18 protein-coding genes, 1 tRNA gene, 1 other RNA gene and 2 pseudogenes are annotated in these 19,938 nt (G+C 70.0%); 14 read left to right on the top strand and 8 right to left on the bottom strand.

Annotation, left to right across the window (positions count from 1 at the left end; genetic code table 11):
- Positions 1–2: 2 nt before the first annotated feature.
- The 4 genes from M3M27_RS15420 to M3M27_RS15405 are packed head-to-tail and all read left to right on the top strand — an operon-like array spanning position 3 to position 2,615.
- A complete protein-coding gene (locus M3M27_RS15420; RefSeq protein WP_434026207.1) occupies positions 3–767 on the top strand; it encodes a thiazole synthase in 765 nt (254 codons plus the stop codon).
- Positions 764–1,396: a thiamine phosphate synthase gene (locus M3M27_RS15415; RefSeq protein WP_434026205.1), complete on the top strand. Its 633-nt coding sequence runs from the start codon at positions 764–766 to the stop codon at positions 1,394–1,396. Before M3M27_RS15420 ends, M3M27_RS15415 begins: the two co-directional genes overlap by 4 nt.
- On the top strand, positions 1,389–2,159 hold the full coding sequence (gene thiD / locus M3M27_RS15410; RefSeq protein ID WP_434026204.1) for a bifunctional hydroxymethylpyrimidine kinase/phosphomethylpyrimidine kinase: 771 nt from the start codon (positions 1,389–1,391) through the stop codon (positions 2,157–2,159). Before M3M27_RS15415 ends, thiD begins: the two co-directional genes overlap by 8 nt.
- Positions 2,160–2,216: 57 nt before the next feature.
- Entirely contained in the window at positions 2,217–2,615 is a 399-nt protein-coding gene (locus M3M27_RS15405; RefSeq protein ID WP_140723340.1) for a DUF6165 family protein, read from the top strand.
- 204 nt (positions 2,616–2,819) lie between these two features.
- Here M3M27_RS15405 and M3M27_RS15400 read toward each other — a convergent pair whose 3' ends face one another.
- Positions 2,820–3,890 carry a glycosyltransferase family 9 protein gene (locus M3M27_RS15400; RefSeq protein WP_434026203.1) on the bottom strand — a complete coding sequence of 357 codons (1,071 nt, stop codon included), beginning with the start codon at positions 3,888–3,890 and terminating at the stop codon, positions 2,820–2,822.
- A gap of 206 nt (positions 3,891–4,096) precedes the next feature.
- On the opposite strand from M3M27_RS15400, the gene M3M27_RS15395 reads away from it, so the two are divergent.
- The 4 genes from M3M27_RS15395 to moaC are packed head-to-tail and all read left to right on the top strand — an operon-like array spanning position 4,097 to position 7,163.
- Positions 4,097–4,846: a 3-deoxy-D-manno-octulosonic acid kinase gene (locus M3M27_RS15395; RefSeq protein ID WP_434028027.1), complete on the top strand. Its 750-nt coding sequence runs from the start codon at positions 4,097–4,099 to the stop codon at positions 4,844–4,846.
- Positions 4,846–5,604, top strand: a complete 759-nt coding sequence (locus M3M27_RS15390) for an MBL fold metallo-hydrolase (protein WP_434026202.1) — start codon at positions 4,846–4,848, stop codon at positions 5,602–5,604. The genes M3M27_RS15395 and M3M27_RS15390 overlap by 1 nt, the downstream gene beginning before the upstream one ends.
- Positions 5,601–6,632 (top strand): GTP 3',8-cyclase MoaA, encoded by a 1,032-nt coding sequence (gene moaA / locus M3M27_RS15385; protein WP_434026201.1) that lies wholly within the window; start codon positions 5,601–5,603, stop codon positions 6,630–6,632. The genes M3M27_RS15390 and moaA overlap by 4 nt, the downstream gene beginning before the upstream one ends.
- Positions 6,633–6,674: 42 nt before the next feature.
- Complete coding sequence (gene moaC, locus M3M27_RS15380; protein ID WP_140723328.1) at positions 6,675–7,163, top strand: cyclic pyranopterin monophosphate synthase MoaC; 489 nt, start codon at positions 6,675–6,677, stop codon at positions 7,161–7,163.
- Positions 7,164–8,017: 854 nt separating this feature from the next.
- On the opposite strand, the gene ffs is transcribed toward moaC, so the two are convergent.
- Both ffs and M3M27_RS15370 read right to left on the bottom strand, forming a co-directional pair.
- An RNA gene (gene ffs / locus M3M27_RS15375) (signal recognition particle sRNA small type) lies at positions 8,018–8,114 on the bottom strand.
- Positions 8,115–8,208: 94 nt separating this feature from the next.
- Positions 8,209–8,301: transfer RNA gene (locus tag M3M27_RS15370), tRNA-Ser, on the bottom strand.
- A gap of 140 nt (positions 8,302–8,441) precedes the next feature.
- Between M3M27_RS15370 and dnaX the strand changes: the two genes are divergently transcribed.
- The 4 genes from dnaX to M3M27_RS15350 all read left to right on the top strand — a co-directional run bounded on the left by dnaX (position 8,442) and on the right by M3M27_RS15350 (position 11,787).
- Positions 8,442–10,307, top strand: coding sequence for a DNA polymerase III subunit gamma/tau (dnaX, locus tag M3M27_RS15365; protein WP_434026200.1), 1,866 nt, complete (start codon positions 8,442–8,444; stop codon positions 10,305–10,307).
- 7 nt (positions 10,308–10,314) lie between these two features.
- A complete protein-coding gene (locus M3M27_RS15360; RefSeq protein ID WP_140723321.1) occupies positions 10,315–10,635 on the top strand; it encodes a YbaB/EbfC family nucleoid-associated protein in 321 nt (106 codons plus the stop codon).
- A gap of 92 nt (positions 10,636–10,727) precedes the next feature.
- Positions 10,728–11,321, top strand: a complete 594-nt coding sequence (gene recR, locus M3M27_RS15355) for a recombination mediator RecR (protein ID WP_140723316.1) — start codon at positions 10,728–10,730, stop codon at positions 11,319–11,321.
- A 115-nt stretch (positions 11,322–11,436) separates the two neighbouring features.
- Positions 11,437–11,787 (top strand): histidine triad nucleotide-binding protein, encoded by a 351-nt coding sequence (locus M3M27_RS15350; protein WP_434026199.1) that lies wholly within the window; start codon positions 11,437–11,439, stop codon positions 11,785–11,787.
- A gap of 297 nt (positions 11,788–12,084) precedes the next feature.
- Here M3M27_RS15350 and M3M27_RS15345 read toward each other — a convergent pair whose 3' ends face one another.
- From M3M27_RS15345 to M3M27_RS15325, 5 genes and pseudogenes are all read right to left on the bottom strand, one after another.
- Complete coding sequence (locus M3M27_RS15345) at positions 12,085–12,621, bottom strand: Slp family lipoprotein (RefSeq protein ID WP_140723310.1); 537 nt, start codon at positions 12,619–12,621, stop codon at positions 12,085–12,087.
- Positions 12,618–14,573, bottom strand: a complete 1,956-nt coding sequence (locus M3M27_RS15340; protein WP_434026198.1) for a transglutaminaseTgpA domain-containing protein — start codon at positions 14,571–14,573, stop codon at positions 12,618–12,620. Before M3M27_RS15340 ends, M3M27_RS15345 begins: the two co-directional genes overlap by 4 nt.
- Positions 14,566–15,081: pseudogene (locus M3M27_RS15335) on the bottom strand (DUF58 domain-containing protein); the annotation flags it as partial. The pseudogene M3M27_RS15335 and the gene M3M27_RS15340, both read right to left, overlap by 8 nt.
- Positions 15,082–15,149: 68 nt before the next feature.
- A pseudogene (locus M3M27_RS15330) lies at positions 15,150–15,522 on the bottom strand (DUF58 domain-containing protein); the annotation flags it as partial.
- Between the two features lie 196 nt (positions 15,523–15,718).
- Positions 15,719–16,669: an AAA family ATPase gene (locus M3M27_RS15325; RefSeq protein WP_434026197.1), complete on the bottom strand. Its 951-nt coding sequence runs from the start codon at positions 16,667–16,669 to the stop codon at positions 15,719–15,721.
- A gap of 37 nt (positions 16,670–16,706) precedes the next feature.
- Between M3M27_RS15325 and M3M27_RS15320 the strand changes: the two genes are divergently transcribed.
- Both M3M27_RS15320 and M3M27_RS15315 read left to right on the top strand, forming a co-directional pair.
- Entirely contained in the window at positions 16,707–18,563 is a 1,857-nt protein-coding gene (locus tag M3M27_RS15320; protein ID WP_434026196.1) for an ArnT family glycosyltransferase, read from the top strand.
- A gap of 62 nt (positions 18,564–18,625) precedes the next feature.
- Positions 18,626–19,891, top strand: a complete 1,266-nt coding sequence (locus M3M27_RS15315; RefSeq protein WP_434026195.1) for a hypothetical protein — start codon at positions 18,626–18,628, stop codon at positions 19,889–19,891.
- The last annotated feature ends 47 nt before the right edge of the window (positions 19,892–19,938 follow it).

The following is a 19,938-nucleotide window of genomic DNA, read 5'->3' as shown; positions in this document are numbered from 1 at the left end:
CGATGTTCTACGAGGTGGAGCTGGCGTCCAGGCTGATGCTGGGTACCGCGCGTTATCCCTCGCCGGCGGTGCTGGCCGCGGCGGTCGAGGCCAGCGGCGCGCAGGTCGTCACCGTGTCGCTGCGGCGCGAAGGCCGCGGCGGCGAGGCGTTCCGCGCATGGCTGTCCGGGCTCGGGCGGCGCGTGCTGCCCAACACGGCCGGCTGCCACGGCGTGCGCGAGGCGGTGACGACCGCGCAGATGGCGCGCGAGGTGTTCGGCACGGACTGGATCAAGCTGGAGGTGATCGGCCATGCCGATACGCTGCAGCCCGACCCGTTCGCGCTGGTGGAGGCGGCGCGGATCCTGGCGGGCGAGGGATTCGAGGTGTTTCCCTACACCACCGAGGACCTGGTCGTGGCCGAGCGGTTGCTGGACGCGGGCTGTCGCGTGTTGATGCCATGGGGCGCGCCGATCGGGTCCGGGCAGGGGCTGCGCAATCCCGGCGCGTTGCGTGCGCTGCGCGCGCAGTTCCCGGAGGTGCCGATGGTGATCGATGCCGGCATCGGCACGCCGTCGCAGGCGGCGCAGGCGATGGAGCTCGGGTTCGATGCGGTGCTGCTCAATACCGCGGTGGCGCAGGCGCGCGATCCGGTGGCGATGGCGCGCGCGTTCGCGCTGGCGGTGGAGGCCGGCCGCGCCGCGTACCTGGCCGGGCCGATGCCGCGCCGGGACATGGCGCAGGCGTCCACGCCGGTGTTCGGCATGGCGCGGTTGGGCGAGCCATGAAGACGGCGATGCCTTGCTTCTATCCCATCGTCGGCAGCGCCGCGCTGTTGGAGCGGCTGGTCCCGCTCGGGGTCCGGCTGGTGCAGTTGCGCGCCAAGGACCTGCCGCCGCGGGCATTGCGCGAGCAGGCGCTGCGGGCGCGGGATTGCTGCCGCCGGCACGGCGCGCGCCTGGTGCTCAACGACCATTGGCAACTGGCGCTCGAGCTCGGCATCGACTTCGTGCACCTGGGCCAGGAAGACCTCGACCAGGCCGACCTACCGGCATTGCGGCGCGCCGGCGTTCGCTATGGCCTGTCCACGCACGACGAGGCCGAGCTGGAGCGCGCGCTGGCCCTGTCGCCGGCCTATGTCGCGCTCGGACCGGTCTGGCCGACCCTACTGAAGAAGATGCGCTGGGGACCGCAGGGACTGGCGCGGGTGCGCGCATGGAAGGACCGCGCCGGCGCCGTTCCGCTGGTGGCGATCGGCGGCATCACGCCGGAACGCATGCCGCAGGTGCTGGCGGCCGGCGCCGACAGCGCGGCCGTGGTGACCGACCTCCAGCAGGCGGCCGATCCGGAGGCGCGCGCCCGGCAATGGCTGGCCCTGGCCGCTCGCCTGGAAGGCGCGGGAAGGGCGGATGCCTGACCGCGTGCTCCGGGAGCGCCCCGCGGTGTTGCTGGTGGGCGGGCTGGACTCCAGCGGCGGGGCCGGCGTGTTGCGCGACGTACGGGCGGTGGCGCGGTTCGGAGGCGAGGCCCGGGTGGCGCTGACGGCGGTAACCGCCCAGACCGATCGCGCGGTGCTCGACGTGCACCCGGTGCCCTTGGCCACGGTGCGCGCCCAGGTCGATGCGGCCCTGCGGCAAGGGCCGGTGATGGCGGTGAAGATCGGCATGCTCGGCACCGCGGCGACGGTCCGCGCCGTGGCCGGCGCATTGCCGCGCGATGTGCCTTGGGTGGTCGATCCGGTGCTGGCGTCCAGCTCGGGCGCGCCCTTGCTGGACGAGGACGGCGTGGCCGTGCTGCTCGACACGCTGCTGCCCCGGGCCCGGCTGGCCACGCCCAACCTGCCGGAACTGGCGGCGCTGGCCGCGCGCTGCGGCATCGGGGCGGCAGAGGCGCAAGCGCAGGCCGGGATCGAGGCCTTGCTGGCGCGCGTGCCGGCGGTGCTGGCCAAGGGCGGGCACGCGCACGGGGCGCTTGCCGTCGACCGGCTGCACCAGCGCGGCCTGTCCCCGCGCGAGTTCGCCGCGCCCCGGCATCCGTTCGCGCTGCGCGGTACCGGCTGCCTGCTGGCCAGCCTGGTCGCCACCGCGCTGGCCTGCGGCGACCCGCTGGAAACGGCCGCGGCGCGGGCGCGGGCGGCGCTGGCCGAGTGGTTCGCGGCGCATGCCCGCGAACGGCGGTGAAGCCGGCCTCGGCCGCAGTGCGGCTAAAATCGCGTTTTCATTCCGCAGGTGCATGCCATGTCCGAAATCCTGGTGCCGGTGTCCTTCGGCGAACTGCTCGACAAGATCTCGATCCTGCAGATCAAGTCGGAGCGGATGAGCGACGAGGCCAAGCTGGCCAACGTGCGCAACGAGCTGTCCGCGCTGGAGAAGACCTGGATGGCGCATCCGGCGGCGGTGCGCGACATCGCCAAGCTGCGCGCCGACCTGAAGGCCGTCAACGAGCGGCTGTGGGTGATCGAGGACGACATCCGCATCAAGGAGAAGGCGCAATCGTTCGACGAGGAGTTCATCCGGCTGGCGCGCAGCGTGTATTTCGAGAACGACGAGCGCGCGCGGATCAAGAAGGAGATCAACCTGGCGCTGGGTTCGGCCTACGTCGAGGAGAAGTCCTACGAGGACTACCGGGCGGAGTGATCCGCACCGGCGCCTGTGGGAGCGGCTTCCCTGTGGGAGCAATTGCCTTGTGGGAGCGGCTTCAGCCGCGACGGGGCTTTCCCATTCAAATCCCCGCGCAGGGATGTGCAGGCTTTGCAGAGGGACCTGCATGAAAGCCTCGTCGCGGCCGAAGCCGCTCCCACAGGGAAGCCGCTCTCACTGGTCGCGTAAAACGCCGGCGGCTCAACCGCACCGATCGGCCACGTAGCGCTCGAACGCGGCCACCGCGTCCTCGACGGTGACCAGCGCCATCACGTCGTCGAACTCGATCTTGGTGCCCCACTTCAACGCGCTGGCCGGCTTGCCGAGGTACTTGCGCGCGGCATCGTCGTAGCGGTCCACGCAATAGCGCACGTCCGAGTACGGGCCGCTGCGGTGCGGATTGCTGGCGGCATGCAGGCCGAGCACCTTGGTGCCCATCGCGTTGGCGATGTGCATCGGGCCGGAATCCGGGGTCGCCAGCAGGTCGGCGCGCTCGAGCAGGGCGGGCAGTTGCTTGAGCGTGTCCTTGCCGACCAGGTCCAGCGCCGGGACCTCGAGCCGGGCCTGGATCGCATCGGCGGTACTGCGCTCCAGTTCGCTGCGGCCGCCGCACAGCACCACCCGCCAGCCGCGCTGCTGGGCGTGCCGTGCCAGCGCGGCGTAGCGGTCCGGGTACCAGTTGCGGCGCACGTGGCTGGAGCAGGGCGAGATCATCAGGACCGGGCGGCCGTCGTCGTCCCATTGCGCCCGCGCCCAGGCGCGGGCCTCGTCGGGGACCGGCAGGTCCCACGTCACCTCGGCCTGCCGCAGGCCCAGCGGCTCGCAGAAGCTGCCGATCGCGTCCAGCACGTGGATGCCGGGGCGGTCGGCGATGCGCTCGTTGACGAACAGGCCGTGCAGGTCCTTGGAGCGGCTGCGGTCGTAGCCGATCCGGCGCCGGGCCGGGATGAAGGCGGACAGGACGTTGGCGCGCAGTGCCACCTGCATCTGCAGCAGCGCGTCGAAGCGCCCGGCCGGCGCCAGCTCGCGCCGCAACGCACGCATCCCGGCCACGCCGCTGCGCTTGTCGTAGACGTGGAAATCGACGCCCTCCAGCCCGTCGAGCAGCTTGTGGCCGGCCTTGTCGATCACCCAGTGCAGGCGCGCGCCGGGCAAGCCGCGTTGCAGCGTGCGCACCAGCGGGACCACGTGGGTGACGTCCCCCAGCGCGGACAGCCGCAGGAGGCACAGGGAAGGAGGCGCTGGGGCCGTGCTGTCGCTGGAGCGAGTCATGTAGTCCTCATGGATGCGTCGATCGGCCGCGGTGCGGTGCGGTGCGTGCGTCGCGGTGCGGCCGGTCGCCCGTCCTGGTCCCCGGATACGCCGCTTCGCGCGTTCTTCGTGGATGTCGGCCCGGGCCGCCGCGCGCGCCCTGCCGCGGCGTCCCCGGGGGCTCCGCGGGCATGAAAAAAAGCATGACACGCTCTAGACTCGACGGGATGGTTGCCTTCGACGCCACTGAAGCGCTGACGCCGTTCCGCGAAGGCCGCGGGTACGGGGCCATTCTGTTCGACCGCGAACGCGTGCGGCAAGCCGATGCCGGGCTGTTCTCGCCGGCGCGCTGGGGCGAGAAGGCGCGCCCGGTCGACGAGGGCGGGCGCGGCGGCGCCTGGTTCGTCGATGCCCCGTTCGGGCACTGCGTGCTGCGCCTTTACCGGCGCGGCGGCATGGTCGCCAAGTTCAACCGCGAGCGCTACCTGTGGAAGGGCGCCAACCGCACCCGCAGCTTCGCCGAGTTCCGGCTGATGCGCGCCCTGGCCGCCCGCAAGCTGCCGGTGCCGCGCCCGATCGCCGCGTGCTATCTGCGCGAGGGGCTGCAGTATCGCGCCGCGATCCTGATGGAGCGCCTGGAAGGCGTGCGTTCGCTCGCCGACCGGGCCCTGGTGGCCGGGCGGGGGGCGCCGTGGGAAGAGACCGGGCGGCTGGTGGCCAGTTTCCACCGCGCCGGGCTGGACCATGCGGACCTCAACGCCCACAACATCCTGTTCGACGCCAACGGCCGGGGCTGGCTGATCGATTTCGACCGCGGCGTGCTGCGCATCCCGGCCACGCGCTGGCGCGAGCGCAACCTGGCCCGCTTGCACCGCTCGCTGTTGAAGCTGCGCGGCGAACGCAGCCGCGAGGAGGTCGACAAGGACTTCGCGCGGCTGCGGCGCGCCTACGACATGGCCTGGGAACGGGGCTATTGATGGACGGCTGGGCGCTGCGCTTCCATGGCGTGGGCAATGCCTCCGCGGTCGAACTCGGCTCGCCCATGGCCACGATCGAGCGCGATGGCCGGCCCTGGCTGACCATCGACTGCGGCAGCGAGGGGCTGACCCGCTACCGCGAGCACTACGGCGCGATGCCGCAGGCGCTGTTCGTCACCCACGTGCACCTGGACCATGTCGGCGGCTTCGAGCGGTTGTTCGTCGACAGCTATTTCTCCGCACGCCGCGGCCAGACCCCGCTGTACGTGCCGGCGCCGCTGGTGCCGTTGCTGCACCGGCGCGTGGGCGATTACCCGAACGTGCTGGCCGAGGGCGGGGCGAACTTCTGGGAGGCCTTCCGGCTGGTCCCGGTGGGCGATGCGTTCTGGCACGACGGCGTGCGCCTGGAGGTGTTCCCGGCCCGCCACCATTGGCCGGATACCGCGTTCGGCCTGCGCCTGAAGGGCGCCCTGGCCTGGACCGGGGATACCCGGCCGATCCCGGAGGTGCTGGCGCGGTTCGCCGGCGAGGACGAGCTGGTCGCCCACGACTGTGGCCTGCACGGCAATCCGTCGCATACTGGCGTGGACGACCTGGAACGGGAGTACCCGGAGGCTCTCGTGCGCCGGATGGTGCTCTACCACTATGCGAGCCTGCGCGACGCCGACGCGCTGCGCGCGCGCGGCCACCGCGTGGCGGCGCCGGGCGAGTGCCTGGCGCTGCGCGAGCCTTCCGCGGAGCGGGCGGGCGCCGCATGAGCGCGCTGCCGCACCCGCAGCGGACGATGCCGCTCGGCGACCGGCTGGGGCGGCCGCTGCACGACCTGCGCCTGTCGGTGATCGAGGCCTGCAATTTCCGCTGCGGCTACTGCATGCCGGCCGACAAGGTCCCGGCCGACTACGGCCTGGATGCGGCCGGGCGCCTGGACTTCGACCAGATCGAAACGCTCGTGCGCGGCTTCGTCCGGCTCGGCGTCAGCAAGCTGCGCCTGACCGGTGGCGAGCCGCTGCTGCGCAAGCGCTTGCCGGCGCTGGTGGAGCGCCTGGCCCGGATCGACGGCATCGAGGACCTGGCCCTGACCACCAACGGCAGCCTGCTCGCGGCCCAGGCCGCGGCGCTGCGCCAGGCCGGGCTGCGCCGCCTGACGGTCAGCCTGGACGCGCTCGATCCGCGGCGTTTCGCCGAGATGTCGGGCGGGCGCGGCGAGGTGGCGCGGGTGCTGGCGGGCATCGAAGCCGCCGAGCGCGCCGGGTTCGGCGCGTTGAAGATCAACTGCGTGGTGCAGCACGGCGTGAACGAGGACCAGGTGCTGCCGCTGGTCGAGCATTTCCGCGGCAGCGGACACGTGCTGCGCTTCATCGAGTACATGGACGTGGGCAACTGCAACGGCTGGCAGCGCGGGCAGGTGGTGGAGTCCGACGAACTGCGCCGGCGCATCGAGGCGCAGTGGCCGCTGCGGCCGCTGCCGCCGAACTACGGCGGCGAGGTCGCGACGCGCTACGCGTTCCTCGACGGCCAGGGCGAGATCGGCTTCGTCAGCGCGATCTCGCACGCGTTCTGCGGCGATTGCCATCGCGCGCGCGTATCGGCCGACGGCCACCTGTACACCTGCCTGTTCGCCAGCGCCGGCACCGACCTGCGGCCTTCCCTGGCGCAGGGCGAGGACGCCTTCGTCGAGCACCTGGCCGGGCTGTGGCGCGCGCGCGCCGACCGCTACAGCGAACTGCGCGCCGAACAGGGACGCCGCACCGGCAAGCCGGTGGAAATGTTCCTGATCGGGGGATGAGCCCTGCGCTCCCCCGGCTTTTCCGAACTGGATTCCCATCCCATGCCACAGCATTCGCAACTGACCCACCTCGACGAAGCCGGCCTGCCCGCGATGGTCGACGTATCCGGCAAGGCGGCCACCGCGCGGCAGGCGCTTGCCGGCGCCTGCGTGCGGTTTCCGGCCGAGGTCGCCCGGCAACTGCGCGACACCGCGATGCGCAGCGCCAAGGGCGGCATCGTCGAGACCGCGATCGTCGCCGGCACGCAGGCGGTCAAGCGCACGCACGAGCTGATCCCGTTCTGCCACCCGCTGCCGATCGACGGTTGCCGCTTCTCGGTGGAATGGCAGGACGACGCCACGCTGCGGATCACGTGCCAGGTGAAGACCGTCCATCGCACCGGCGTGGAGATGGAGGCGCTGACCGGCGCCAGCGTCGCCGCGCTGACGGTCTACGACATGTGCAAGGCGCTGAGCCACGACATCGTCATCGACGCGGTGCGCCTGTTGGGCAAGCAGGGCGGCAAGCGCGATTTCGCGCGGGCGGAGTAGGCCGGCTGCGCGGGCGGGACTTCCGTTCCGATGTCTTGCTGGGCAAGCCCCGCCCGTCAGCATCCGGAAAAGGCGGCGGCCCTGCCGGCTGGCCTCGGCGCCCGCGTCGATCGATACCGTTGCTGCCGCGCCAAGTTGAACCCACCGTCGAGGAAAGGGTGGGCCCGTCGCCACGGGCCCATGCAATGACAGGCCGGCTGTTCGCGGGAAGACATGGAATAGAAAAGGCGGCGGCTCTGCCGGCTGGCCTCGGCGCCCGCGTCGATCGATACCGTTGCTGCCGCGCCAAGTTGAACCCACCGTCGAGGGAAAGGTGGGCCCGTCGCCACGGGTCCCATGCAATGACAGGCCGGCTGTTCGCGGGAAGTCATGGAGTAGAAAAGGCGGCGGCCCTGCCGGCTGGCCTCGGCGCCCGCGTCGATCGATACCGTTGCTGCCGCGCCAAGTTGAACCCACCGTCGAGGGAAAGGTGGGCCCGTCGCCACGGGCCCATGCAATGACAGGCCGGCTGTTCGCGGGAAGACATGGAATAGAAAAGGCGGCGGCCCTGCCGGCTGGCCTCGGCGCCCGCGTCGATCGATACCGTTGCTGCCGCGCCAAGTTGAACCCACCGTCGAGGGAAAGGTGGGCCCGTCGCCACGGGCCCATGCAATGACAGGCCGGCTGTTCGCGGGAAGACATGGAATAGAAAAGGCGGCGGCCCTGCCGGCTGGCCTCGGCGCCCGCGTCGATCGATACCGTTGCTGCCGCGCCAAGTTGAACCCACCGTCGAGGGAAAGGTGGGCCCGTCGCCACGGGTCCATGCAATGACAGGCCGGCTGTTCGCGGGAAGACATGGAGTAGAAAAGGCGGCGGCCCTGCCGGCTGGCCTCGGCGCCCGCGTCGATCGATACCGTTGCTGCCTTCCGGCCCTGGCGGGGTTTTCGACCTAGCGTCGCGAGGGGCCGACAGGGCCACCATAAGACGCGGGCCGCGCCAGGCGCGGCCCTGTTCCCTTCATGAAGCCCATGCGGAGGCGCGGGCTCTTGCGAGGGACTCGCATGTTTGGCGGAGAGAGGGGGATTCGAACCCCCGAAGCGCGGTTTAGACGCTTACACACTTTCCAGGCGTGCTCCTTCAACCACTCGGACACCTCTCCGGGACCCGCACCGGCCATGGCCTGCGCGGGGTCGTGAATTCTAGCGGCCGCGGCGTCCCACCACAAGATGAAGCGTCCCCGGGCGCGGCGGGTGAGGCGGGCCATGGCACAATGGCGGTTCAGATGAAGACGGTTGCCTGATGTCCTATCTCGTTCTCGCCCGCAAGTGGCGCCCGAAGCGTTTTGCCGAGCTGGTGGGCCAGGAGCACGTGGTCCGCGCGCTCAGCAACGCGCTGGACAGCGGCCGCGTTCATCATGCTTTCCTGTTCACCGGCACCCGCGGCGTGGGCAAGACCACGATCGCGCGCATCTTCGCCAAGTCGCTGAACTGCGAGCAGGGCACCAGCGCCGACCCGTGCGGCCAGTGCGCGGCCTGCCTGGACATCGACGCGGGTCGCTTCATCGACCTGCTGGAGATCGATGCCGCGTCCAACACCGGCGTGGACGACGTCCGCGAGGTGATCGAGAACGCCCAGTACATGCCCTCGCGCGGCAAGTACAAGGTCTACCTGATCGACGAGGTGCACATGCTGTCCAAGGCGGCGTTCAACGCGCTGCTGAAGACGCTGGAGGAGCCGCCGGAGCACGTGAAGTTCCTGCTGGCGACCACCGACCCGCAGAAGCTGCCGGTCACCGTGCTCAGCCGCTGCCTGCAGTTCAACCTCAAGCGGCTGGACGAGGGCCAGATCCAGGGCCAGATGACCCGGATCCTGGCGGCCGAGCAGATCGAGGCCGACCCGGCCGCGATCGTGCAGTTGGCCAAGGCCGCCGACGGTTCGCTGCGCGACGGCCTGTCGCTGCTCGACCAGGCGATCGCCTACGCGGGCGGCGCGCTGCGCGAGGACGTGGTGCGCACGATGCTGGGCACGGTCGACCGTACCCAGGTCGGCACGATGCTGGCCGCGCTCGCCGACGGCGACGGCGCGCGCCTGTTGCAGGTGGTCGCGGCGCTGGCGGAGTTCTCGCCGGACTGGAACGGGGTGCTCGAGGCCCTGGCCGAGGCGCTGCACCGCATTCAGGTGAGCCAGCTGGTGCCCGGCGCGGCGTTGCCCGGCGACGGCCTCGACCCGGCGGCGTTCGCCGGCCGGTTGCGGCCGGAGGTGGTGCAGCTGTGGTACCAGATGGCGCTCAACGGCCGCCGTGACCTGCACCTGGCCCCCAGCCCGCGCGCGGGCTTCGAGATGGCGGTGCTGCGGATGCTGGCGTTCCGTCCCGTGGGGGCGGTGGCGCCGGGAACCGGCGACGATGGCCGCGGCCAGCGGCCCGTGCCGGCCGCGACGGGGGAGGCGACCCAGGCGGCGCCTGCGGCCGCGGCGGCTGCAGCGTCCAGGCCGCAAGCGCCCGCCGTCGCACCGACGGAAGCCAAGGCCGCCGTGCCGGTGGTGCCGGTGCCGGCGGCGGACGCTCCGCACCCGGCCGAGCGCGCCACGGTCACCGACCTGCCGCCCTGGGCGACCGACGACCGTCCGGTCGCCGAACCGCCGTCGTCACGGCCGGCCATGCCGGAGATGGCGATGGCGCCGCCGCCTGCGCCGCGCCCGGAACCCGCTCCCGTACCGGCGCCAGAGCCGACACCCGAACCGGCACCGGCTCCCGTGCAGGCGGAAGCCATCGCCGATGCCGAGCACTGGCTGGAGCTGGTCGCTCGCAGCGGGCTGAGCGGGCCTTCGCGGCAGCTCGCCGCCAACGCGGCTTTCGTCAGCCACCAGGGCAACGTGCTGCGCCTGTCGTTGACGCCCGGTTTCGAGTACCTGCAGTCGGAGCGTTCGGTCGGCGATCTCGCCGACGCGCTGGCGGCCTCGCTCGGCCGCGCGCCGAAGATCGCGATCGAGATCGGCGCCGCCCCCGTGGCCGCCGAGACGTTGCACGAGCGTACCCACCGGCAGCAGGGCGAGCGCCAGAGCGCGGCCGAAGAGGCTTTCATGGGCGACCCGAGCGTGCAGCAGCTGATCCAGCAGCACGGTGCGCGCGTGGTCCCCGATTCCATCCGACCTTTAGACGAGTGATACGACGATGCGAGGCAATATCGCCCAACTGATGCAGCAGGCGCAGAAGATGCAGGAGAACCTGCAGCGCGCCCAGGAAGAACTGGCCAAGATGGAAGTGACCGGCAGCGCCGGCGGCGGCATGGTCAACGTGACCCTGACCGGCGCCAAGGAGTGCCGCAAGGTCCGTATCGATCCGTCCATCCTGTCCGACCAGGAGATGGTCGAGGACCTGATCGCGGCGGCGTTCAACGATGCTTCCAACAAGATCGACGCCGAGTCCAAGTCGCGGATGGGCGCGCTCACCGCCGGCATGCCGCTGCCGCCGGGGATGAAGCTGCCGTTCTGAGGAGCCGTGATTCGGGATTGGTGATTCGTGATTCGCAAGAAGCGGCTTTGCTCCTTGCCTTTGCGAATCACGAATCACGAATCACGAATCACATGCCGTCACTGCTCGAACAACTGATCGACGCCTTCCGCGTGCTGCCCGGCGTGGGCCGCAAGAGCGCCCAGCGCATGGCCTACCACGTGCTGGAACGCGAGCGCGAAGGCGGCCAGCGCCTGGCCGAGACGCTGGCGCAGGCGGTGGAGCGCATCGGCCATTGCGTGCAGTGCCGCGACTTCAGCGAGACCGAGGTCTGCGCGATCTGCGCCAATGCCGGCCGCGAGCGCCAGCAGTTGTGCGTGGTCGAATCCCCGGCCGACCGGTTGGCGATCGAGCATGCCACCGGCTATCGCGGCCTGTACTTCATCCTGCAGGGGCGGTTGTCGCCGCTGGATGGCATCGGCCCCCGCGAACTCGGCCTGGACCGGTTGGCCGAACGGCTCGCGCAGGGCGAGGTGCAGGAGTTGATCATCGCCACCAATGCCACGGTCGAGGGCGAAGCCACCGCGCACTACCTGGCGCAGCTGGCGCGCCAGCATCGCGTGCGCCCGAGCCGGCTCACCCAGGGCATGCCGCTGGGTGGCGAGCTGGAGTACGTCGACCGCGGCACGCTGTCGTATGCGTTCGGCAGCCGCACCGAGATGCCGTGAACGATGGGATGGGATTTGCAAAAGCGGGAAGCTCTCCCATAGCCTCTTCCGAATCCCGAATCCCGAATCCCGAATCCCGAATCCCGAATCCCGAATCCCGAATCCCGGCCTCCCCATGACCGACACGATCTTCGGCAAGATCATCCGCCGCGAAATCCCCGCCACCATCGTCTACGAGGACGAGGACGTGCTGGGCTTCAAGGACATCGCACCGCAGGCGCCGGTGCACGTGCTGTTCATTCCCAAGAACGAGGTCATCCCGACCCTGGACGATCTGCGCCCGGACCAGGCGCACCTGGTCGGCAAGCTGGCCCTGGCCGCGGCCGAGTACGCGCGCCGCGAGGGCTTCGCGCAGGACGGCTACCGGATCGTGATGAACTGCCGCGAGCATGCCGGGCAGACCGTGTTCCACATCCACCTGCACCTGCTGGCAGGTGCGCCGCTGGGGCGCTTCGGGACGCCGTAAGGGCTTGCCCGTCCCTCTCCCGTTGGGTGAGGGCGCGTGGTTCGCGAGCCGATGGCTCGCAGGGATGGATCGGCGCGCGGGCAAGGCCGCGCCGCAAGACCGTCGATGGCTGCGCGGATCAGCGCGCCGCCGCGCGCCCGGTCGGGAAACGATCCGGGCATTGCCTGGTCGCAGAGGGGCCTCGCTCCGCCCCGGCGTGCCGGCCGAGGAAGCCAAGGACAGGCATTGCGCATCCCGCAGGAACGACAACGCCGCCCGGAGGCGGCGTTGTCCGTCATGCGCAGGGCAGCGTGGCGATCACCACCAGCCCCAGCGGCCCCAGCGCGGGCCCCACGGGTCCCAGGGGCCCCAAGGACCCCACGGGCCGTACGGGTAGGCGGGCACGACCTCCACGTCGCGCACCACCGGCCACAGGTAAACCACGTCCGCGTCGATCTTGGGCAGGCGGTACTGGTACTCGCCGATCTTGGCGTTCTCGTAGCCGGCGATGTGGCCGATGAAGGTCACGTCGCGGCCGGGCTCGAACACCGCCGGGTCGTAGAAGCCGGCGCGGCAGGCGATGAAGCGCCCGTCGCTGGCGTCGGAGGAACTGGTCTGGGGACGCCCGCTGCCGTTGAGCGGGCGCGACAGCAACTGGAAGCAGGTCTGGCCCTGCCCGGGGTTGGTCTCGATGATCCGGCCGCCCCAGCGCACCTGCGTGCCGACGGCGGGCTGGCCGGCGACCGCATCGCGCGGAGTGACCGCGCTGAACTGTCCTTGCAGCGGCTTGGGTGCGGTGGCGCACGCCGCCAAGGTCAGCACGGCGGCAAGGGGAAGAAGAAAACGGGTCTTCATGGTGAGGCTCCGGTACTCGGGCGATGTCGGTGCAGGTCTTTGATCAGTCGTCTGACCAGGCGCGGGCGGTTGGCGTCAGCGGCAGCGTAGCGCGCCTCGACGAAACGTTGGCTGAGTGTAATCAGGGTCGGGTCCGGGCGCTGTGCGTGGACCCTCCGGGCCCATTGAAGCGCCGGTTCGTGTGCTTCGCGTGCCAGTCCATGTCGTGCATAGCCACGATCGAGCCGGTGCCAGGCGCGCAGCAGCGGGTCGCGCTCGCGTTCGCCGCGGGCCAGCAGCCAGGCCATCCAGCCCAGCGCGGCCACCGCGAACGCGGCGAACAGCCCGATCAGCTGGCCCGGTTCGAGCCGGTCGATCCCGAGCGGGCGCAGCAATCGTTGCTGGCGTCCCGCGTCGAAGGACAGCACCAGTTCGTTCCATTCCTGCCGCAGCCAGTCGCCGACGTCGCCGAGGCGCCATTCGATGGCCGCGCCGCCGGCCGCCTGGCCTTGGCCGAGCCGGTCCTCGAGCGTGTCGTAGATGCGTTCGGGCGCGACCGCGGCCGTCGGGTCGACCCGCACCCAGCCGCGGCCGGCCAGCCAGACCTCGGCCCAGGCATGGGCGTCCATGCGCCGCACGATCCAGTAGCCGCCCAGCGGGTTGCGGACGCCGCCGGCGTAGCCGGTCACCACGCGGGCCGGGATGCCGGCGGCGCGCATCGCCACCACGAAGGCCGAGCTGAAGTGCTCGCAGAACCCGGCCTTGTGCTGGAACAGGAACTCGTCGACGCCGTCGTGGCCGGGCAACGGCGTGTCCAGCGTGTAGGCGAACTCGCTGCGGATCCAGTGCAGCATGCGCCGCACCACCGCTTCGTCGTCGTCGCCCGCCTCCTGCCGCCACTGCCGGCCCAGCGCCAGCGTGCGCGGGTTGAAGCCGGGCGGCAGGCGCAGCGCTTCTCGCCGCAGCGGCTCGGGAAGCGTGGCCTGGTACTGGCGCGGCGGGGCCGATTGCAGGCGCCAGCGGGTGAGGCCGTTGAGCGGCCGTTCGCTGCGCAGGACATGGTCGGCGTCGAGCCGGGTGCCGGGCGGGGCCTGCAGTGGCAGGTCGAGCGCGACCAGCTGGCGGCGGTCGGTGGGCTCGTAGTCGATCTGGTAGTCCCAACGCGTGGCCGAGGGCTGCGTCGCCGGAGGCGGCCGCTCGGCCTGCCAGCGCGCGGTGGTCCAGCGGCGGCCATCGAAGTCCCACAGCACCGGGCCGCGCCAGTAGCGTTCCCCGGCGGGAGGAACCGGCCCGAAGAACTGCACGCGCAGCGCCGGCGTGTCGTCGGCCATCAGGTCGATCCATTCGCCCGGCGCCATTTCGTCGGACAGGCCCGGGCGCGCCATCGCGCGCTCCGGAATGCCCCACAGCGGCGAGCCCAGCCGCGGGAACAGCCAGAACGCGGCCAGCGCCAGCGGCAGGCCGAGCAGCGCCAGCCGGGCGATGCCGCGCAGTTGCGCCCGCAGCGGTGCCCGGGCCATGGCTTCCTGGTCGGCGAGCTGCTGCATGCACAGCAGGGCCGACAGCACCGCGGCCAATGCCAGCAGCATCGCCAGCGGTCCCTGTTCGAGCAGGAACGCGGCGAAGGGCGCGAACAGCGCGAAGCCGAGCAGGCTGCGCGCGTCGCGGACGGTGCGCAGTTCCGACGCCTTGATCGCGAGCATCGCCGCCAGCAGCGCGCAGCCGGTGTCGCGGCCGAAGCGCAGGCCGGCCTGCCAGTACACCGCCGCCAGCATCGCCAGCACCAGCAACAGCTTGAGCGCGGTGGGCAGCGGGCGCCGCCACGAGGCCAGGCCGGTGAGCAGCGCGGTGCCGGCGAACACCCAGGCGAGCGGGCCCGGCAGTTGCAGCAGCAACGGCAACAGGCTCAGCCAGGCGGTGGCGAGCACCCAGGCGCGAGCGCTGTCCTGCAGGGGCGGCGAGCGGTCAGCCATGCGGCATCAGCGCCAGCGCGCGCAGGCACAGGTGGCGATGCTGGGCGCCCTGGCCCGGCCCGAGCATCGCCTGGTTGGGCAGGCGCAGCCGATAGCGCCGGCCTTGGCGCTCGGCCTCGTCGACCCAGCGTGCCAGCCGTGCGATCCGGCGTTCATGGGGAAGCGCGGCCAGCGCGCGCCAATCCAGCGTGACCTCCACGCCGGCCGGCGATTCGAATTCGCGCACCAGCAGCATGTCGCGGCGCGCCGAGTGCTTCCAGCTGATCGCGCGGACCGGGTCGCCGGCGCGATAGGGGCGCAACTGGTGCATCTCCTCGCCCTGGGCATCGGGCCGGGTCCGCAGGATGGCGCCTTCGCCGGCCGGCAGGGCGGGGGCGTCCTGCTCGGGCAACGGATAGACCAGCAACGGCGTCTCCGGCCATACCCACGACCAGGCGCGCACCAGGCCCATCGGTTGCGTGGTCGAGATGCGCAGCCGGCCGACCTCGCGCCAGCCGCGCACGGACGTGGCCAGCGCGAGTTCGGCCGTGGCGCTGCCGAGCGGAGGCAGCGTGCAGAACGCCTGCTGGCCTTCCAGCTCCAGGCGAAGGCCGCGCCGGGCGCGATGGTCGTGGCTGGACAAGGCCACGCGCAGGCGCAGCGCCGTGCCGGCGGCGACCGGCTCGGCGGCCAGGGCGTCGATGCGCAGGCCCGACAGCTGCAGGTGCGCCATGATCGCGCTGGCGATGCCGGCCGCGGCCAGCAGCAAGGCCAGCAGCAGCGCGGGGTTGTTGTTGTAGTTGAGCGCGCCGAGCAGCATCGCCGCGAGCAGCAGCGCCATGAAGCCGCCGAAGGGCGTCGGCAGCACGTAGATGCGATGGCGGTCGAGCGCTTGCGGCAGCGGTTCGGGCGCGCGCGGACGCGCCAGCAGAGCGGCCTTGCCGATCCAGTCGCGCCACGCGGGAGCCACTCAGGGCCTGTTGGCGCTGTCGAGATAGGCCACGTTGCCGTGCCCGGCAACCCGGAGGGCCACGCCTGGGCGCGTGCGATGCTGCGTCATCACTCGGTCTCTCATCGACATAAGCTCTCTCGTTCTTCCTTGCCTCACACGCGCCCAGGCATGGCATGGCCTGTCTCAGTGGCCTGTCCCAATGGCGTTAACAGGCCTAGTCCACCGGCACGCTGTGCAGGATCTTCTTGGCCAGCGCCGCGCCGGAGGCGGTTTCGGCCTCGGCGACCAGGCGGTGCCCGGCCACGGCCTCGAACAACGCCTGGATGTCCTCCGGCAGGACATGCCCGCGGCCGAGCAGCAGCGCATAGGCCTTGGCCGCGCGCAGCAGCGCCAGGCCCGCGCGCGGCGACAGGCCGACGCGCACGCCGGCGTACTGGCGGCTGCGCGCGAGCAGCGCCTGCAGGTAGTGGATCAGCGGTTCGCTGGCATGCACCTGCTCGGCCGCCGCGCGCAGCTGCAACACCGCCGCTTCGTCCAGGCACGGCTCGGCCTGGGCGATCAGGTGGCGGCGATCGGTGCCGCCGAGCAGGGCGCGCTCGGATTCGGGATTCGGATAGCCCAGCGACAGGCGCAGCAGGAACCGGTCCAGCTGCGAGTCCGGCAACGGGAACGTGCCGGACAGGTCCACCGGGTTCTGCGTGGCGATCACGAAGAACGGTTCCGGCAGCGCGTGGGTGGCGCCGTCGAGCGTGACCTGCTGTTCGGCCATCGCCTCGAGCAGCGCGCTCTGCGTGCGCGGCGGGGCGCGGTTGATCTCGTCGGCCAGCAGCACGTGGGTGAACACCGGGCCGGGATGGAACTGGAACTGCCGCGCCTGCGCGTCGTACACCGAAACGCCCAGCACGTCGGCCGGCAGCAGGTCGGAGGTGAACTGCACGCGCTGGAACCTCAGCCCCAGGCTCGAGGCCAGCGCATGCGCCAGGGTGGTCTTGCCCAGGCCGGGCAGGTCCTCGATCAGCAGGTGTCCACCGGACAACAGCGCGACAAAGGCCAGGCGCACCTCGTGCTGCTTGCCCAGCAGCAGCGAATTGACCTGGGCCTGCGCGCGCAGCAGCGCTTCGCGCAGCGCATCGGTTAGCATTCCTTGGCGGAGCGGTATCGACATCACATTTCCCACGGGATCGAGGACGGGTGCAGAGGCAATGCAGGGAGAACAGCGCGCGCATCGCACCTTCGTGATCCTGTGGACACTGGTGACGGCCGTCAAGCTGCTGATCGCGGCGCGCCTGCCGTTGTTCGTCGACGAGGCGTTCTATTGGCAGGAAGGCCAGCACCTGGCCGCGGCCTATTCCGACCTGCCGGGGATGACCGCCTGGCTGGCGCGGCTGGGCGTGGAGCTGGGCGGGCACCACCTGCTGGCGCTGCGTTTGCCGTTCCTGGCGATCGCGTCGCTGCTGCCGTGGCTGATCGCGCACATCTCGACGCGCTGGTTCGGCGCGCACGTCGGCTGGCAGGCGGGCTGCCTGACCCTGCTGATGCCGTTGTCGGCGACGCTCGGCATCCTCGCGGTGCCGGACGTGCCGATGGCGCTGGCCGCGGTGCTGTGCCTGGACGCCGGCGCGCGCCTGCTGCGCGAGATCGATGCGACCAGCGCCCTGGAGCTGGCCGCCGGCCTGGTGATCGGCGCATTGAGCCACTACCGCTTCGTCGGGGTGATCGGCGTGGGCTTCATCGCGATGGCGATGATTCCGCAAGGACGGGTGGTGCTGCGCGACCCGCGCGTGTGGATCGCCCTGATGACGGGCGTGCTGGCCTGGTTGCCGCTGTTGATCTGGAACTCCGACCACCAGGAGGCGGGCCTGCGCTTCCAGTTGCTGGACCGGCATCCGTGGAGCTTCCAGTCGGCCGGCGCGTGGTTCCTGCTGATCCAGGCCGTGCTGGTCACGCCCCTGCTGGCCGTGGCGATGGTGCGCGTGGTGATGATCGGCACGCGTGCCGGCGGCGGGAGCGCGCGCGCGCAATGGCGCTATTTCGGCCTGCTCGGCGGCATATCAACGCTGGCGATCTTCCTGTTCGGCTTCTTCAGCGATGCCGAGCGGATCAGCTTCCACTGGCCGCTGCCCGGCTACCTGGCGCTGCTGGTGGCCGCGCCGCTGGTGCTCGGGCGCTGGCGACGGGCATGGCGGCGCGCGACCTGGCTGTTGCTGCTGCTGGGCATGTCCGGCGCCTATGGCTACTACCTGGCGGTGTCGTTCCCGCACGTGCGCGAGCGCGCAGCGGGCGAGAAGTACTACCCGCGCAACTTCGCCGGCTGGGAGGACCTGGCCACGGCGGTGCGCCTGAAGCTGCTGGAAATGCCGGAGGGCACCCGCGTATTAGCGGATGACTTTAAGGTAGGGGCCGAGTTGGGTTTTCAGTTGGGCGATCCGAACCTGGAAGTGCTGCCGCATCCGTTGAACGACAAGCATGGGCGCACCCACCAATTGCGGCAATGGGGGCTGTTGAAGGAGAGAGCCTATGCACGTTCCGGTCCAACCTTGCTGGTGTTATCCACGCGGAACGTCAAGTTCAGAGCGTTGCTGGATCGCTATCAGGAACTGTGCGAACGGTTAGGCGGGTTGCCGGCGCCGGATGTCGTCGATGTGGACAAAGTGGGAGGACGATTCCTGCTTTTCGCCATGCCTGAAGCGAGGGCTTCTGGGCCTTGTGTCCCGCCGGCCCTGGCCTATGTGCACATACCCGGGGCGGGCGAACGGGTGCCACCCCATTTCCAGGTGGAGGGATGGGCCATGAAGGACACGGTGGGGGTGAAGGGCGTCATCGTGACCCTGGATGGCCGTCCCGTCGCGGTGGCCCGTTACGGGGCCGTCAACGAGTGGCCAGACACTTTCTACAAGTCCCGGTCGCTCGATCCCAATAAGCCGAGGATCGCCTTCAGTGCGGAAGTGGATGTGACAGGGATCATGCCCGGAAGGCATGTGCTCGGAATAGAAATCATCGGTGGTGATGGCAGTCGTGAGCAATGGAATCAAAAAATCATAATGGTGGATGGGGTATGAGCTCAGTCAATGGAAAGTGGCGACATGGGAATGGAGCCGGGGCCTGGTGGTGGGGGGCTTTGATGGCCTTGGCGCTGATCGTGCTGACATTGTGGTGGCACATCCCGCTTCCGTTGTGGGATCACATAGACCTCGTCCCGATCTACCAGGCTTGGGAAGATGGGCGGCTGAATTCTTCGGCGTTTTGGGACGTCCACGATGGCAGCCACTTCCATGCATCGGCATATGCGGTTCTCCTTCTGACGACATGGGCATCGCACGGAAGGACCTGGCTGGATTGCCTGGTGAGTGCGGCGTTCTTGCTTGTATGCGCGTTCATCATCCTCCGCATGGTCGTTCGTGCGTTCGGAGACGAGCTGCCGCGACGATGGATGGTCTTTTTCATGTTCCTAGCGCTGTATCCGGGACATTTGGTCAACCTCCAATGGGGGTGGCAAGTGGCCGTTTTCATGAGTCTGCTCGGTGCAATAGGGCCGGTGTGCGTGTTGACGGCAGAGCGGTTTTCATGGAAAGGCAATGCCCTCGGACTCATGGCGGCCGTAGTGGGAGTCCTGGGTTTCTCGACCGCTCTGGCCGTATTCCCGGTGGCGTTGGTCCTGGTCCTGCTTCGCCGCGACTTGAATTGGAAGGCGAAGGGATTCTGGACCTTGCTGTGGCTGGCCGCTTTGGGCGGATTGGTAGTGTTTTTACGGCGAGGGCACGTGGGGGAAGTCATCCCGGCACCTGCCGTGGAGGCGTTTGCCATGTACGTCTTGAACTACATCGGAAGCGGTGTGCTGCATTTTTCGAGCAAGATCGCGCCGACTTTCGCCATCTTGGCGACGGTCACGGGTATATGGGCCATGGTGCACACGCGATTGCGGCGCGAGGTCTGGCCGTGGATCTCATTCATGGCGCTGGGATATGGATTCGCGATTCTGACGGCATGGGGGCGTGCCGCGTTGTTCGGGGCGGAGCATGGTTTTGTCGGGCGCTACATCAGCTTTTCCATCCTGTTCTGGATAGGTTGGTTTGGCCTGATGCTGGCGGCATACCGTGATGGGGGAAAAGCAGGGTGGGTGCGCTTGCTCCTGGGTGTATGCGTCCTCGTTGCAGTATTCAACGGGCTACATATGGTTAATAAGGCGCGAAAGACTTCCGTCAATGCGGATAAGCTGGTCGTACAGATTCGCGAAACCTATCCGAATTTTGACGGCGCATTGCTTAAGCAGGCGTATGACTGGCGTGCGGAATCGGCGGGCGAGCGCCTGCTTATCTGGCACGACCATGGCTTCCTGCCCCTTGAGAAAGAATCGCGTCGCGGCGGCCATGCGAGTGAGAAGGAGTGAGCATGGGGTTTTTCGGGGGCTGTTGGTTGTTTCCAGGCATGGTCTGT

It is taken from the genome of Xanthomonas boreopolis, assembly GCF_046529185.1.
Classification (GTDB): Bacteria; Pseudomonadota; Gammaproteobacteria; order Xanthomonadales; family Xanthomonadaceae; genus Pseudomonas_S; species Pseudomonas_S boreopolis.
Note: the sequence above shows the minus strand (reverse complement) of the source record. Positions and strands in the feature narration are given on the sequence as shown.

Excerpts from the sequence above, each read along its gene's own strand:
- M3M27_RS15420 (WP_434026207.1), top strand. The coding sequence starts at position 3 with ATGTTCTACGAGGTGGAGCTGGCGTCCAGGCTGATGCTGGGTACCGCG.
- M3M27_RS15415 (WP_434026205.1), top strand. The coding sequence starts at position 764 with ATGAAGACGGCGATGCCTTGCTTCTATCCCATCGTCGGCAGCGCCGCG.
- thiD (WP_434026204.1), top strand. The coding sequence starts at position 1,389 with ATGCCTGACCGCGTGCTCCGGGAGCGCCCCGCGGTGTTGCTGGTGGGC.
- M3M27_RS15405 (WP_140723340.1), top strand. The coding sequence starts at position 2,217 with ATGTCCGAAATCCTGGTGCCGGTGTCCTTCGGCGAACTGCTCGACAAG.
- M3M27_RS15400 (WP_434026203.1), bottom strand. The coding sequence starts at position 3,890 with ATGACTCGCTCCAGCGACAGCACGGCCCCAGCGCCTCCTTCCCTGTGC.
- M3M27_RS15395 (WP_434028027.1), top strand. The coding sequence starts at position 4,097 with ATGGTTGCCTTCGACGCCACTGAAGCGCTGACGCCGTTCCGCGAAGGC.
- M3M27_RS15390 (WP_434026202.1), top strand. The coding sequence starts at position 4,846 with ATGGACGGCTGGGCGCTGCGCTTCCATGGCGTGGGCAATGCCTCCGCG.
- moaA (WP_434026201.1), top strand. The coding sequence starts at position 5,601 with ATGAGCGCGCTGCCGCACCCGCAGCGGACGATGCCGCTCGGCGACCGG.
- moaC (WP_140723328.1), top strand. The coding sequence starts at position 6,675 with ATGCCACAGCATTCGCAACTGACCCACCTCGACGAAGCCGGCCTGCCC.
- dnaX (WP_434026200.1), top strand. The coding sequence starts at position 8,442 with ATGTCCTATCTCGTTCTCGCCCGCAAGTGGCGCCCGAAGCGTTTTGCC.
- M3M27_RS15360 (WP_140723321.1), top strand. The coding sequence starts at position 10,315 with ATGCGAGGCAATATCGCCCAACTGATGCAGCAGGCGCAGAAGATGCAG.
- recR (WP_140723316.1), top strand. The coding sequence starts at position 10,728 with ATGCCGTCACTGCTCGAACAACTGATCGACGCCTTCCGCGTGCTGCCC.
- M3M27_RS15350 (WP_434026199.1), top strand. The coding sequence starts at position 11,437 with ATGACCGACACGATCTTCGGCAAGATCATCCGCCGCGAAATCCCCGCC.
- M3M27_RS15345 (WP_140723310.1), bottom strand. The coding sequence starts at position 12,621 with ATGAAGACCCGTTTTCTTCTTCCCCTTGCCGCCGTGCTGACCTTGGCG.
- M3M27_RS15340 (WP_434026198.1), bottom strand. The coding sequence starts at position 14,573 with ATGGCTGACCGCTCGCCGCCCCTGCAGGACAGCGCTCGCGCCTGGGTG.
- M3M27_RS15325 (WP_434026197.1), bottom strand. The coding sequence starts at position 16,669 with ATGTCGATACCGCTCCGCCAAGGAATGCTAACCGATGCGCTGCGCGAA.
- M3M27_RS15320 (WP_434026196.1), top strand. The coding sequence starts at position 16,707 with ATGCAGGGAGAACAGCGCGCGCATCGCACCTTCGTGATCCTGTGGACA.
- M3M27_RS15315 (WP_434026195.1), top strand. The coding sequence starts at position 18,626 with ATGGCCTTGGCGCTGATCGTGCTGACATTGTGGTGGCACATCCCGCTT.